Genomic DNA, 13294 nt, shown 5'->3' with positions numbered 1-13294 from the left:
GGCGCGGCCGCACCGGCACGCGCCCGCCCGCGCTCTCCTCCGGCGCGCGCCGGACCAGCCACTCCTCAAGCGTCAGCACCGACATGGCGGAACCTCCTCGCAGATCCGCGACCCGCGACGAGCGCGCCGCCGGTCGAACAACCGTTCTATCGAACCTCCGTGCGAATGTGTACCACCCGGGTACGACAAAATCGAGCGCGCCCCGGCGTGTCGTCGAACAGTTGTTTGATGTTTGCTGTCGGGTGCACTACTGTGGGTGACCAGCAGAGGCGGACAGCGCCGGTCGCGCGGGTGCGCGGTCCCGGCCGCTCCAGAGCTGGGAGGCAGCACGGTGTCGGAAGAGACGGGCGAGACGATCCGCAGGCCAGGCGGCCGGTTCGGGGACGTGCATCCCCTCCCCGACCCCGAGGACGTCGAAGAGGGTCTCAGCCCCCGCCAGCAGCAGATCCTCGAAGTCATCAAGGCGTGGATCGACCGCTTCGGCTACCCGCCCAGCGTCCGCGAGATCGGCGAGGCGGTCGGGCTCACCTCCACCTCGTCGGTGTCGCACCAGCTGCGTTCGCTGCAGCGCAAGGGTTACCTGCGCCGCGACGCCAACCGTCCCCGCGCCGTGGGCGTGCTGACCGCGCAAGCCGAGGCCGAGACCACGCCGCTGCCGAAGCCCGCGTACGTGCCCCTGGTCGGCCGCATCGCCGCCGGTGGCCCGGTGCTGGCCGAACAGTCCATCGAAGAGGTCTTCCCGCTGCCGAAGGACATCGTCGGCGAGGGCGAGGTCTTCCTGCTCAGCGTCACCGGCGACTCGATGGTCGACGCCGCCATCACCGACGGCGACTGGGTGGTCGTGCGCCAGCAGCCGACGGCGAACAACGGCGAGATCGTGGCCGCGATGATCGACGGCGAGGCCACGGTGAAGACGTTCAAGCAGAAGGACGGCCACGTGTGGCTGATGCCGCACAACGAGGCCTACGACCCGATCCCGGGTGACGAAGCCACCATTCTCGGCAAGGTCGTGGCGGTCATCCGCCGTCTCTAGCCGATCGTTCGGCCGTTCGAAACGATCAGCCGGACCGCTTCCGCAGCTTCGTCCAGGCGAACACCACGCCACCCGCGACGACGACGGCCAGCAGCAGGCCGGGCACCGTGTCCACGCCGCCCTGGCCGGACGACCCGCCGGCCGCCTCCCCGCCGGAACCCGCGGACTGGCCGCCCTCCTCGGCGCTGTCCGCCACCAGGGCCGCCGCCCCGCGCACCGCGCGGATCGGGCCGACACCCTCGGACGCCGACAACAGCGTGCCGTCCGGGTCGAAGGCGATAGCCTCCCCCTGCTGCTCGTCGGGCAGCGGCACACGCACCGGCTCGCGCTGCAGCGCGGCCGCCACGTCCCGGTCGGGGGCCGGGAACAGGTAGGCGTCGGTGTAGGTCCGCAACGCGACGGCCTTGCCGTCCGCGCTCACGGCACCACCGGTGACCAGCACGGAGCCGAACCCCGCGACCGGTCCGCCCGGCGTGTCCGTGAACTTGATGTTGATCGCCCCGACCCGCTCCAGCGGCGTCGGGCCCGGGCTGGCCAGCGGCTTCGCCGGCCGGTAGATCCCCGCCTCGCCCAGCGGGTTCTTCGTGACCAGGTACGGCGTTCCCGACGCGTCGAGCAGCAGCGCCTCCGCGTCGTGCGGCCCGTCGGGGTAGGTCAGGCGGTAGAGCGTCACCTTGCCCTGCGGCGTCACGGCCAGCAGGGCGATGGTCTCGCGTTGTTTGCGGTTGTCGCCGGTGTCGGCGAGCCAGAACGTGCCGTCCGCGGCACGCGCGAGGTCCTCGACGTCGTACGGGTCGGTCGATCCGGAGATGACCCGCTGCACCGCGCAGTCCCGGCCCAGCACGAAGATCTGCACCTTCGTGCCGCCGTCGTTGATCGCGTACCACCGCGAACCGTCGCTCACCAGGCCGGACAGCTCGCCGAGGCGTTTGTCCGTCACCGAGCACACCGCTTCCGGGGCCTGCGCCGCGTGCGCCGGCCCCGCCAGCCCCAGCAAGACGAGGACTGACAGGACCGGCGCCAGCGCAGCTCTGCGGAAACTCCCATGGCTCACTGGAGCCACGGTACCGATCTCAGGCCGGTGATCCGTTCACGGCGTAGGCCTCCAGCGCGGATGCCACGTCCGGGCGAACCCGGGCGCTCAGGCGGGTGCCCTCCGCGAGGTGCTCCTCGGTGAGGACCTCACCCTCGGAGTGCACGCGCGCCACCAGCTCACCGCGGGTGTAGGGCACGAGCGCGTCCACGACCACGTCAGGCCGCGGCAGCCGCTCGGCCAGCGCCTCCAGCAGCTCCGGGACGCCCTCGCCGGTCTTGGCCGACACCACGATCGCGCCCGGCAGCAGGTGCCGGAGGCGGACCAGCGACAGCTCGTCGGCCGCGTCCGCCTTGTTGATCACGATCAGCTCCGGCGGCAGCGGGCTCTCGTGGCTCTTGGTGATCTCGGCGAGCACCTGGCGCACCGCGTTGACCTGCTCCTCCGGCGCCGGGTCGGACCCGTCCACGACGTGCAGCAGCAGGTCCGCGTCGGCCGTCTCGTCCAGCGTCGAGCGGAACGCGTCGACCAGCTGGTGCGGCAGGTGCCGCACGAACCCGACGGTGTCGGTCAGCGTGAACGTGCGCCCGTCCGGGGTGGCCGCCCGCCGGGTGGTCGGGTCCAGGGTGGCGAACAACGCGTTCTCCACCAGCACACCGGCCCCGGTGATGGCGTTGAGCAGGCTCGACTTGCCGGCGTTGGTGTAGCCGACGATCGCGACGCTGGGCACCTCGTTGGCCACGCGGCGGCCCCGCTTGGTCGCCCGGATGGTGTCCATCGCGGCGATCTCGCGGCGCAGCTTCGCCACGCGCTTGTTGATGCGCCGCCGGTCGGTCTCCAGCTTCGTCTCACCGGGACCACGCAGGCCCACACCGCCGTTCGCGCCACCGGCGCGGCCACCGGCCTGCCGGGACAGCGACTCACCCCAGCCCCGCAGCCGCGGGATGAGGTACTGCAGCTGGGCCAGCTCGACCTGCGCCTTGCCTTCGCGCGAGCGCGCGTGCTGGGCGAAGATGTCGAGGATCAGCGCGGTCCGGTCGATCACCTTGACCTTGAGCCGCTCCTCCAGCTGGCGCAGCTGGCCGGGCGAGAGCTCACCGTCGCAGATGACCGTGTCGGCCCCGGTGGCGACGACGATGTCGAACAGCTCGCGCACCTTGCCCGAGCCGATGTAGGTGGCCGGGTCGGGCTTGGAGCGGCGCTGCACGAGACCTTCGAGCACTTCGGAACCGGCGGTCTCGGCCAGGCGTGCGAGTTCGGCGAGCGAAGCCTCGGACTGCTCCGCGGTGCCCTCGGTCCACACACCGACCAGGACCACGCGCTCGAGGCGGAGTTTCCGGTACTCGACCTCGGTGATGTCCGACAGCTCGGTCGACAGGCCGGCGACGCGGCGCAGGGACGCGCGCTCCGACAGTTCCAGGTCACCCGTCGACGGGTCTTCCACGAGGTCTGTGTAGGTCAGTTCTGTCATCGTCCTTCCATGGTCCCACGATTCGCGGGATTGTCCGAATCCTTTAGCGGCTCGGGTACACCGCCACGTAGATCGCGAACTGCTCGGCGCCCTCCGGCGTGGAGCGGTTCTTGAACTCGTCCAGCAGGTCGGCCAGCCGCTGTTCGAACTCGCGCCTGGCCTCGGCGTCCACCCGCACCACCAGCCGCGACTGGTCCAGCTCGCCGCGGTCCAGCTCGGCGATCTCGGCCAGGTAGGCCTCCAGCATCGCCTCGGACAACGCCTCGTCGCCCTCGCCGGACAGGTCCCAGGACTTGCCGGTGGACAGGTACGGGATCTCCTTCGCGCCGCGATTGCCGCGGCGGGCGGGTTGCGGAGCCAGGAATCCGGTGTCGACCAGCTTTCGCACGTGGTGCAGAGTGGTGGCCGGGTCGCGGCCGAGGCGCTGCGCGATTTCCTTGTTCGTCAACGCCTCCGCATAGGTCAACCGGATGATGCGCAGGCGTATTCCCGAGGCCAGGGCGGCTGCCTCGGCCTCGCTCGCGGGGCGGCGGTCTCGCACCGGCCCAGCGTAGTCGGACGAAGTGATTGACGGATTCCAATCACTGCGTCACCCTATCAGGGTGCCGCGACGCGACTCCCTCTGGTTCCACCCCGGGTTCCGGCTGCTGTGGGCGGGCGACACGGTCAGCCAGGCCGGCACGTTCGTGGGCATCACCGTGCTGCCGCTGCTGGCCGCGACCGTGCTGTCCGCGACGCCCGGCGAGATGGGCCTGCTCACCGCGGCCGAGAACGCCGCCTTCCTGCTGATCGGGCTGCCAGCCGGGGTGTGGGTGGACCGGATGAAGCGGCGTCCGCTGATGCTGCGCGCCGACTTCGCGCGCGCGGCGCTGCTGCTGACGATCCCGCTGGCGTGGTGGACCGGCTGGCTGACCCTGACCCAGCTGGTCGTGGTCGCGTTGCTGGTCAGCGTCGGGACGGTGTTCTTCGACGTGGCCTACCAGTCCTACCTGCCATCCCTGGTCGGGCGGGAGCACCTGGTGGAGGGCAACGCGAAGCTGCAGGCCAGCCAGTCGGTCGCGCAGGTGGTCGGGCCGGGGCTCGGCGGCGGGCTGACCCAGCTGTTCGGCGCGGCCAACGCGGTGCTCGCCACCGGGGTGGGCTACGTCGCGTCCGGGCTGTTCCTGCTGCGCATCCGCACGCCCGAACCGGAGCCGGAACCGCACGACGGCACTCCGCTGCGCGCGCAGATCGCCGAGGGCCTGCGGTTCGTGTTCGGCAACCCGGCGCTGCGCGCGATCGTGCTGTGCACCGCGAGTGGCAACTTCGCCGGCACGATCGTGATCTCGATGCAGGTCCTGTTCCTCACCAGGGACCTCGGCCTGAGCCCGTCCGGCGTCGGCCTGGTGCTCGCCGTCGCCAGCGCCGGCGGCATCCTGGGCGCGCTCACCGCCGGGTTCTGGACCAGGGTGATCGGGCAGGCCAGGGCGATCTGGCTGGTGCCGATGACCACCTGGCCGCTCCAGCTGCTGCTGCCGCTGTCCCAGCCGGGCTGGTCGGTGGCGCTGGGCGTGCTGGGGATGGTGGCCAGCGGCTACGGCATCGTGGTCTACAACGTCGCGCAGGTCAGCTACCGCCAGGCGATCTGCCCGGACCGGCTGATGGGCCGCATGAACGCGACCGTGCGGTTCGTGGTGTGGGGCACCATGCCGCTCGGCGGACTGGCCGGCGGCCTGCTCGGCGAGCTGATCGGCGTCCGGTCCACCGTGTGGGCCGGGTGCGCGCTCATGGCGGTGACGATGCTGCCGGTGCTGTTCTCCCCGTTGCGGCGGATGCGTGACCTGCCGGTCAGCCCGCCCGCTCCCACCACTGCGGATCCAGCTGACCCCGCGCCACGAACTCCGCCGGGCCCGTCAGCGTCGACGCCCCCCGCTCCACGGTGACCTGGACACGGCCGCCGGGGATGTCCACAGCGGACTTCCCGGTGTCGGTGCCTGCCAGGTGCAGCGCGGCCGCGACCGCGGCGACCGTGCCGGTGCCGCACGCGCGGGTCTCGCCCACTCCCCGTTCGTACACCCGCATCTTCAGGCGCTGCTCGCCGAGCGGGTTGACGAACTCCAGGTTGACGCCGTCGGGGAAGAAGTCGCTGTCGTAGCGGGGCGCGCGGGTGAGGTCCAGCTCGTCGATGTCGTCGTCCACAATGGAAACCAGGTGCGGGTTGCCCACGTTCACCGCGACACCGGAGAAGTTGTGCCCGTCCACGATGGCGACCGAGGCGCCGGTGATCGCGACCGGCCCCATCTGCGTGGTCACCGAGAGATCCTCGTGCACCACCACCTGCCGGTCGCCCGCCCTGGTGCCGATCACGAACTCGCGCCCGGACACCAGTCCCGCTTCGACGAGGTACCGCGCGAACACCCGCGTGCCGTTGCCGCACATCTCGGCGATCGACCCGTCGGCGTTGCGGTAGTCCATGAACCACTCCCCCGCCGAATCGGCCGCGGCGGGCAGGTCCAGAGCCTCCTTGCGCACCACGCGGAGGATGCCGTCGGCACCGAGCCCGCGCTGCCGGTCGCACAGCGCGGCGACCCGGCTCGCCGTCAGGTCCAGCCGGGCGTCGGGGTCGGGGAGCACCACGAAGTCGTTCTGGGTGCCATGCCCCTTGAGGAACTCGATAACCACACGATCAGACTACTGGGCCACCACGGAGAGCACCCGCTCGGCCACGTCAAGATCGGCTCCGTCGAACCACCTGATCCGCGCGTCCCGGCGGAACCAGGATCGTTGCCTGCGAACGAATCGGCGCGTCGCCTGCTTCGTCGCCTCGGCCGCGGCGGCGAAGTCCCCGCCGCCGTCCAGTTCGGCGAGCACCTGCTGGTAGCCCAGCGCGCGGGACGCCGTCTTGCCCTCCCGAAGCCCGCGCTCCACCAGCGAGCGCACCTCGTCGACCAAGCCCGCCGCGAACATGCGGTCCACGCGCAGCTCCACGCGCCGGTCGAGGTCCTCGGTGTCCCGGTCGATCCCGATCATCACGGTGCCGTACCGCGCGGGGCCGGGACGCGGCATGTTCGCGGAGAACGGCTGTCCGGTGATCTCGATGACCTCCAGCGCGCGGACGATGCGGCGCGTGTTGGTGGGCAGGATCGCGGTGGCCGCGGCGGGATCGAGCGTGGTGAGGCGGCTGTGCAGGGCCGCGGCGCCGACCTCGGCGGCCTCGGCCTCCAGCCGCGCCCGCACGGCCGGGTCGGTGCCCGGGAAGCGGAGGTCGTCGAGGACGGCCTGCACGTAGAGGCCGGATCCGCCGGTCAGCACGGGCACCTTGCCCTCGGCCAGCAGGCGCTCGATGACCGCGCGGGCGTCGCGCTGGTAGGCGGCGACGGAGGCGGTCTCGGTGACGTCGAGGACGTCGAGCAGGTGGTGCGGCACGCCGCGACGCTCCGCCGCGGAGACCTTGGCGGTGCCGATGTCCATGCCGCGGTAGAGCTGCAAGGCGTCGGCGTTGACCACCTCGCCGCCGACCGCGCGGGCGATCGTGATGGCGAGTTCGGACTTGCCGGTGGCGGTGGGGCCGACGACGGCGATCGGGTTCACCCGCGCTCCCACACCGCGACGTGGTAGCCGACGCCGAACGGCGCCGCGGAGTAGAGCAGTTCGGCGCGCCAGTCGTCGCCGGCGCCCGCCAGCACCTGCCACGGCGCGCGGCCGCCCGCGCCGAGTTCGGCGGCCAGCCCGGGGTCGAGCGCCCGCAGCGCGGCCGTGTCGGCGGTGGCGAGCGCGCGGGCGACCGCGTCGTCGAAGGCGGGGGCGCGCTCGTCTTCGCTGCCCGGGGATTTGGGACCGTGCCGGTTCGAGCCGTCGCCGAGCACGAGCAGGCCGGTCCGGTCGCCGTGGGCGAGGAGCTTGCCGAGGCGCTCGCACTCGGCCGGATCGCCGTCCACGAGGTGCACCCGCACCGAATCCGCGCCCGCCTGCTCGCGCAGCCAGCCCGCGACGAGGGCGGGCAGCGGGAGTTCGGCCGGGGTCGCGGGCGCCGCGCTCAACGAGACCGGAACGTCGGCTCCGTATCCGCGGAACGACCCGGACGTGGCGGGCTCGATGACCCGTTCGTGGTCACCGGCGCCGACCGCGACCCACTCCCGGGTCACCGCGGCGAGGCGCTCCACCGCCGTGCGGCAGGCCGCGCGCAACGCCTCCAGCTCGGCGTTCGCACCCGGGGACAGCGCGGGCACGAGCAACGGGGGCTGCGGTACCACCACGGCTTGCACGATCACACCCGTCGAGGTTACCGGCAGCCACTCTCGGGCAACCCGCGACCACGGAGAGCAGCGAGATCGACGATCACAGCGATCCCACGCGGCCCGGAAGTAGAATCACCCGCTCCGACCCCCCAACCGAGTACCACGAGCGGCGCTGAACTGCTTGAATGCGGCCAGAGGGAACGAGACCCGCATGACCCGGCCCCGCCCGCCAGCGGGGCGCCCGCCACAAGGCGGGCCGACAGGCGATAAGGAGCCTGCGATGTCCGACGAGAACACCGGCACCCCGGCACCCCACCAGGTGCCCCACGGCCACACGCCCGCCGCCGGTCACGGCGCGCCGGTCCCGCCGGCCGAGCCGCACCCCTCCCGCTGGGGCCGGGTGGACGACGAGGGCAACGTCTACGTCCGGACCGCGGACGGGGAACGCGCCGTCGGCGTGTGGCAGGCCGGCTCGCCGGAGGAGGGGCTGCTGCACTACGCGCGGCGCTTCGACGACCTGCGCACCGAGGTCGAGCTGCTCGGCACCCGGCTGTCGTCCGGCGCGGGCGACCCGAAGCACGCGCTCGCCACCGCGACGCAGCTGCGGGAGAGCCTGCCGACGGCGGCGGTGGTCGGCGACCTCGCGGCGCTGTCGGCGCGGATCGACCAGATCGTCGCGCACGCCGAAACCGCGCTGGCGGCGGCGAAGCAGGAGCGCGAGGAGGCCCGCGCGGCCGCGGTCGGGCGCAAGCAGGCTCTGGCCGAAGAAGCCGAGAAGATCGCCGCCGAGTCGGTGCAGTGGAAGGCCGCGGGCGACCGGCTGCGCGCGATCCTCGACGAGTGGAAGACGATCAAGGGCGTCGACCGCAAGACCGATGACGAGCTCTGGAAGCGCTTCTCCAAGGCGCGGGAGGCGTTCAACCGGCGCCGCGGCTCGCACTTCGCCGAGCTGGACAAGCAGCGCGCGGCGGCCAAGGCCCGCAAGGAGGAGCTGATCGCGGAGGCCGAGGCGCTCGCCGACTCGACCGACTGGGGCCCGACCGCGGGGCGCTACAAGGAGCTCATGACGGAGTGGAAGGCCGCGGGGCGGGCGCCCAAGGAGGCCGACGACGCGTTGTGGCAGCGCTTCCGCGCGGCGCAGGACGCGTTCTTCTCCCGCCGCTCGGCGACGTTCTCCGAGCGGGACGCCGAGTTCGCCGCGAACGCCACGCGCAAGGAGGAGCTGCTCGCCGAGGCCGAGAAGATCGACCCGGGCGCCAACCTCGACGCGGCGAAGGCGCAGCTGCGGCGCATCCAGGAGCAGTGGGACGAGATCGGCAAGGTGCCGCGGGAGCGGATCCGCGAGCTGGACGGCCGGCTCAAGGCGGTGCAGGACCGGATCCGCGAGGTCGAGGACAGCCAGTGGCGCCGCAGCGACCCGGAGGCCCAGGCGCGGGCCGCGCAGTTCCGCGAGCGGGTCGAGCAGTTCGAGGCGCAGGCCGCGAAGGCCCGCGCCGCCGGCGACGAGCGACGCGCCAAGAAGGCCGAGGAGCAGGCGGCCCAGTGGCGCGAGTGGATGCAGGCGGCGGAGCAGGCGGTCGCGGACCGCTGAGGTTTCGGTTCGCTGAGGTTTTCGGTTTGGGTGGCGGCCCCTTCCCGGTGCGGGGAGGGGCCGCCGTCGTTCAGTGGTCCCGGTAGTACTCGCCGATCGCCGTGAACGCGGCCTTCGGCTCCCACGGCAGCTCGCGTCCGTCGCGGTTCTCGAAGACCTTCACCACCCCGTAGCTGGCCAGGTCCAGGTCCTCCCGCGGGTCGCCGCCGGGGCGGTGCACGTGGTCGTACAGCGCGAAGGTGAACACGAACGCGCTGTCCACGCCCGCGGAGTCGAACGTCTCCAGCAGTTCGCGCACGTACGCGGCCTGCCCCTGCTCGTCGCGCTCGTACTCGCCGTTCAGCCGGACCGGGCCGCGGTCCTCGTCGTACTCCACCGCGTCGAGCGCGCTCGCCCCCAGGTCGCCCGCGCCGCGGTAGGTCGCCGAGCCGAACTCGGTGATCGCGACGGGCTTGCCCTGCCCGACGAGGGCCCGGACCCCGTCGGCGAAGCGGTCGGCGATCTCGGCCGTCCGGTACAGGTCCACCGAGACGAAGTCGAACAGCGCCCAGTCGACGCGCTCCAGTTGCACGGACGCGTAGGTGACCCGGCCACCGAACCGCTCCCGCACGAGGGCGACCGCCTTGGCGAGGAAATCTCCCACCCGGGAACCGAGTTCCGGGATCCGGTCGCGGTTGTCCATCAGGAACGCGATCCGCTCCCGGATGCCGTCGCCGGGCAGGAAACCCTTGTTCATCAGGCTCAGCTCGGCCCCGGCCACGAACACGACCTCGGCTCCCCGCCGTCTGATCCGCTCGGCGCGCTCGGCGCAGTCCGCGAACAGCTTCAGCGTCTCCTCTTCGGTCAGTTCCAACGGGTACGGAGAGAACCAGACCTCCAGCCCCAGCTCGGCCGCGCACGTGGCGGCCACCTCCAGCCGCTCGGGGTCGCCGCCCATGATCCGCACCGCGGTGCAGTGCAGGTCGTCGCGGATGATCCGCAGCTCGCGCTGGACCTCCTCCGGCTCGAACCGGCTCCGCGAGAACTTCCCGTTCTGCAGGAAGCCGGTGTCGTAGCTGATGCCCTTGGCTCGCATGTCCATCTCCTCAAATAGGGTACTGGCCGTACCTTAACACAGATAAGGTACTGTGCGTACCCATGGAGCCGTCCCGGACCCGCAGGCGGGGAGCCGAGCTGGAGGACGCGATCCTCCAGGCGGCGGCGGACGAACTGACCGAGTCCGGGTTCGCCGCGCTGACCATGGACAAGGTCGCCGCACGCGCGGGCACCAACAAGAACGCCCTGTACCGCCGCTGGCCGAACCGGCTGGCCCTCGGGGTCGCCGCCTACCAGCGGCTCACGAGATCCGTGCCGGTGCCGGACAGCGGCAACCTCCGCGACGACGCCCTCGCGCTGCTGCGTGGCGCGAACCGGCACTGGAGCTCGCCGCTCGGCGCGATCCTGCGCGAGCTGATCGCCGCGGCCGGGGGCGCGTCGGAACTCTTGGGACAACTGCAGGGCCCGGCGGAGGACGCGGCCGCGCCGTGGCTGACGATCCTGGAACGGGCCGTCGAACGCGGTGAGGTGTCACCGGCCGCGCTGCACTCCCGCGTCGCCACGGTGGCGATCGTGTTGCTGCGCAACGAGTTCATGGTGCGGGGCGTGCCCACCGCGCCGGACGAGGTGCTGGTCGAGATCGTCGACGAGGTCTACCTGCCGCTGGTGCGGTCGAAGTGACCCTCCAGCACCGCGAGGTCGCGCACGGCGTAGCGGCGGTGCTCGCACTCCTCGTTCATCACGACGCGCAGGCACTTCCCCACCGGCTGCGGCTCCTCGGGGTAGCCGGGCGCGGGTGAGCGGTGGCAGGGCCGGGACAGCTCCTCGTCGGTCAGGCCGTCGACGATCCGCCGCACGAGCGCCATCCGGTCCGCGCGGACTGCCAGTACTTCGTCGAGCGAGGGCCGCGCGCCGGTGTCGACGCCGAGCAGCTTCTCCGGCTCCGGGTAGGACGTCTGGGGCAGGGCCAGCGGGTGGTAGGGCATCGGCTCGTCGAGGATCGTGCGGCTCACCCAGGCATCGGTCGCGAACACCAGGTGCCGCAGGGTTTCCACGAACGACCACTCGCCGTCGACGCGTTCGTGCAGCGCTTGCTCCGGCAGCCGGCGCGCGCGGGCGACGGTGTCCGCCCACAGCGATTCGAGGGTGGCCCACCCGGCGCGGAAGTCCGCGGGGCCGTCCATCGCCCGCAGCTGGGTCCGCTCGGGGTGGCGGCGGTCGAGCTCGGCCTCCACGTAGTCCGTCACGTCCACGTCGTTGACCGCGAACCGCGCCAGGTCGCCCGAGATGGACACGTCCCACAGGCGCGAGTCGACGATCTTCAGGCGGGTCAGGTCGCAGGCGCGGAAGGTGGAGCCGGTGAGGTCGGTGTCGGCGATGTCCACCCGGTCATGATTGCGCTGTCCGGTGCCGCAGCGCCACGCCCGCGCCGGTCAGGAACGCCAGCGCCGCCGCGCACCCGAGGATCACCGGGGGTGTCGTGACCTGCGTGAGCAGCGCGAACACGTACGGCGCGCAGAAGCCGACGTAGGTCAGCGCCCACCACACCGAGGCCAGGCGGGCCAGGCCCTCGGGCGGGGCGATGCGGGCGATCTCGGTGAGGCCGAAGGTGACGCACAGCCCGTACCCGCAGCCGAGTGCCGCGTCGGCCAGCAACGCGACGGCGGGTTGCGCGGACACAGCGGCGGCGAGGCCGAGGAGCATCCCGGTGCCGGTCGCGGCGAGCCCGATCAGCGCGGGCAGCAGGATCGCGCGTGCGGCGAGCCTTCTGCCGACCGGCTGGATCAGCAGCCCGCCCCCCAGCACGACGGCGATCGCGACGCCCGCGAAGACCGTCTCGGCGTCGCCGAGGCGCGACTCCACCAGCGACGGCAGCACGGCGAACCCGGTCGCGGGCGCGGCGAACACCCACGGCGCCACCGGGACGACCATCCGCCGGAAGCGCGGGTCGCGGATGCCGGTCACGCGCTTGCCGGGCTGCGTCCGGGGCGCGGTCTCGGGCACCTTGAGGGCCGCGACGAGGACGACCGCGGACAGCGCGAGGTGCGGCAGGTAGGCGACGTCCAGCGGCGCCCACTGCGCGATCAGCGCCGCGACCAGCCCGCCGATCCCGAAACCGGCGGAGAGGAACAGGCTGGCCCGGCGCGCCCCGGTCCCCTCGACCGCGTCGTCGTGCGGCGGGTGGGAGAGCTCCTTGACCCAGGCACTGCCCGCCGCGAGGACCGCCCCCATGGCGAACCCTGAGGCGAAGCGCCCCACGCCCAGCCACGGCACGCCCACTTCGCCGAGCAGCAACGCGCCGGTCGCGAGCACCGAGAGGACGACCGCGCCGAGCACCACGGGCCGCCGACCGTAGCGGTCCGCGCCGGGGCCACCGAGCAGCAGACCGGGCACGAGGCCGAGGACGTAGATCGCGAAGAGACCGGTCACGGTCGGCGCGGAGAGCCCCATCTCACGCCGGTAGGCCCCGAGCAGCGGCGAGAACTGGTTGGCGCCCCACCCCACGGCGGTGATCAACCAGGCGGCCCGCGGCCAGGCCCGCCAGGTCGCGGGCCGCACGGCACACTCCGTCATACCCCGGTTCTAACCCGCACCGCTTCGGAGGGAGCGGGGTGTTCACGATTTCCGAACGGTTCTGCGGGGGCCGGGCGGCCTGGTGGCTGCTGCGGGTGGCCGCTGCGGGCGCCGCTTCGGGGCGGGCGAAGCGGTGGCTACCACCCACAGCGCGTGGCGGCGGGCAGCGCGTGCCTGCGGTAGCGCATGGCGACCGCACGCAGCACGTGCGGGCCGCGCGTGGCGAGGGGCAGCGGGTGGTGAGGGCTAGATGAGTAAGTCCTAACCCTGGGTGGTGTGTGGAGATGGGTGAAGGGTGTTCAAGATCAGTTTGTGAGGACCGACCTGAACACCCTTCTGA

General features: G+C 72.4%; 13 protein-coding genes. 4 read left to right on the top strand and 9 right to left on the bottom strand.

Features of this window, described 5'->3' with window-relative positions:
• Positions 1-331: 331 nt before the first annotated feature.
• A complete protein-coding gene (lexA, locus tag ABZ193_RS41275; RefSeq protein WP_017983913.1) occupies positions 332-1033 on the top strand; it encodes a transcriptional repressor LexA in 702 nt (233 codons plus the stop codon).
• A 25-nt stretch (positions 1034-1058) separates the two neighbouring features.
• Here the strand turns inward: lexA and ABZ193_RS41270 are convergent, their stop codons facing one another.
• From ABZ193_RS41270 to ABZ193_RS41260, 3 genes are all read right to left on the bottom strand, one after another.
• Positions 1059-2030 (bottom strand): hypothetical protein, encoded by a 972-nt coding sequence (locus ABZ193_RS41270; RefSeq protein WP_354714194.1) that lies wholly within the window; start codon positions 2028-2030, stop codon positions 1059-1061.
• A gap of 76 nt (positions 2031-2106) precedes the next feature.
• Positions 2107-3537 carry a GTPase HflX gene (gene hflX / locus ABZ193_RS41265; protein WP_027934905.1) on the bottom strand — a complete coding sequence of 477 codons (1431 nt, stop codon included), beginning with the start codon at positions 3535-3537 and terminating at the stop codon, positions 2107-2109.
• A 43-nt stretch (positions 3538-3580) separates the two neighbouring features.
• Positions 3581-4036: a winged helix-turn-helix domain-containing protein gene (locus ABZ193_RS41260; protein WP_084506133.1), complete on the bottom strand. Its 456-nt coding sequence runs from the start codon at positions 4034-4036 to the stop codon at positions 3581-3583.
• 103 nt (positions 4037-4139) lie between these two features.
• Between ABZ193_RS41260 and ABZ193_RS41255 the strand changes: the two genes are divergently transcribed.
• Positions 4140-5459, top strand: coding sequence for an MFS transporter (locus ABZ193_RS41255; protein ID WP_020419593.1), 1320 nt, complete (start codon positions 4140-4142; stop codon positions 5457-5459).
• On the opposite strand, the gene dapF is transcribed toward ABZ193_RS41255, so the two are convergent.
• The 3 genes from dapF to ABZ193_RS41240 are packed head-to-tail and all read right to left on the bottom strand — an operon-like array spanning position 5365 to position 7787.
• Positions 5365-6198: a diaminopimelate epimerase gene (gene dapF / locus ABZ193_RS41250; protein WP_354714191.1), complete on the bottom strand. Its 834-nt coding sequence runs from the start codon at positions 6196-6198 to the stop codon at positions 5365-5367. The genes ABZ193_RS41255 and dapF overlap by 95 nt on opposite strands.
• A gap of 9 nt (positions 6199-6207) precedes the next feature.
• Positions 6208-7107, bottom strand: coding sequence for a tRNA (adenosine(37)-N6)-dimethylallyltransferase MiaA (gene miaA / locus ABZ193_RS41245; protein WP_020419595.1), 900 nt, complete (start codon positions 7105-7107; stop codon positions 6208-6210).
• On the bottom strand, positions 7104-7787 hold the full coding sequence (locus ABZ193_RS41240; protein ID WP_020419596.1) for a class III extradiol dioxygenase subunit B-like domain-containing protein: 684 nt from the start codon (positions 7785-7787) through the stop codon (positions 7104-7106). Before ABZ193_RS41240 ends, miaA begins: the two co-directional genes overlap by 4 nt.
• Positions 7788-8034: 247 nt before the next feature.
• Between ABZ193_RS41240 and ABZ193_RS41235 the strand changes: the two genes are divergently transcribed.
• A complete protein-coding gene (locus tag ABZ193_RS41235) occupies positions 8035-9345 on the top strand; it encodes a DUF349 domain-containing protein (RefSeq protein ID WP_020419597.1) in 1311 nt (436 codons plus the stop codon).
• A 70-nt stretch (positions 9346-9415) separates the two neighbouring features.
• Here ABZ193_RS41235 and ABZ193_RS41230 read toward each other — a convergent pair whose 3' ends face one another.
• A complete protein-coding gene (locus ABZ193_RS41230) occupies positions 9416-10420 on the bottom strand; it encodes a hypothetical protein (RefSeq protein WP_354714189.1) in 1005 nt (334 codons plus the stop codon).
• Between the two features lie 62 nt (positions 10421-10482).
• Between ABZ193_RS41230 and ABZ193_RS41225 the strand changes: the two genes are divergently transcribed.
• Positions 10483-11061, top strand: a complete 579-nt coding sequence (locus ABZ193_RS41225) for a TetR/AcrR family transcriptional regulator (RefSeq protein WP_354714187.1) — start codon at positions 10483-10485, stop codon at positions 11059-11061.
• Here the strand turns inward: ABZ193_RS41225 and ABZ193_RS41220 are convergent.
• Positions 11034-11765 (bottom strand): DinB family protein, encoded by a 732-nt coding sequence (locus tag ABZ193_RS41220; protein WP_354714186.1) that lies wholly within the window; start codon positions 11763-11765, stop codon positions 11034-11036. The genes ABZ193_RS41225 and ABZ193_RS41220 overlap by 28 nt on opposite strands.
• Before the next feature lie 4 nt (positions 11766-11769).
• Positions 11770-12954 (bottom strand): MFS transporter, encoded by a 1185-nt coding sequence (locus ABZ193_RS41215; protein WP_354714184.1) that lies wholly within the window; start codon positions 12952-12954, stop codon positions 11770-11772.
• Positions 12955-13294 lie beyond the last annotated feature (340 nt).

The sequence above is a fragment of the Amycolatopsis sp. NPDC006125 genome (assembly GCF_040614195.1).
GTDB classification, from domain to species: Bacteria; Actinomycetota; Actinomycetes; order Mycobacteriales; family Pseudonocardiaceae; genus Amycolatopsis_E; species Amycolatopsis_E tucumanensis.
Note: the sequence above shows the minus strand (reverse complement) of the source record. Positions and strands in the feature narration are given on the sequence as shown.

What these genes read in the sequence shown, in the direction of transcription:
- hflX (WP_027934905.1), bottom strand. Translation starts at nt 3,537, where the DNA reads ATGACAGAACTGACCTACACAGACCTCGTGGAAGACCCGTCGACGGGT.
- ABZ193_RS41235 (WP_020419597.1), top strand. Translation starts at nt 8,035, where the DNA reads ATGTCCGACGAGAACACCGGCACCCCGGCACCCCACCAGGTGCCCCAC.
- ABZ193_RS41230 (WP_354714189.1), bottom strand. Translation starts at nt 10,420, where the DNA reads ATGCGAGCCAAGGGCATCAGCTACGACACCGGCTTCCTGCAGAACGGG.
- ABZ193_RS41225 (WP_354714187.1), top strand. Translation starts at nt 10,483, where the DNA reads ATGGAGCCGTCCCGGACCCGCAGGCGGGGAGCCGAGCTGGAGGACGCG.
- ABZ193_RS41215 (WP_354714184.1), bottom strand. Translation starts at nt 12,954, where the DNA reads ATGACGGAGTGTGCCGTGCGGCCCGCGACCTGGCGGGCCTGGCCGCGG.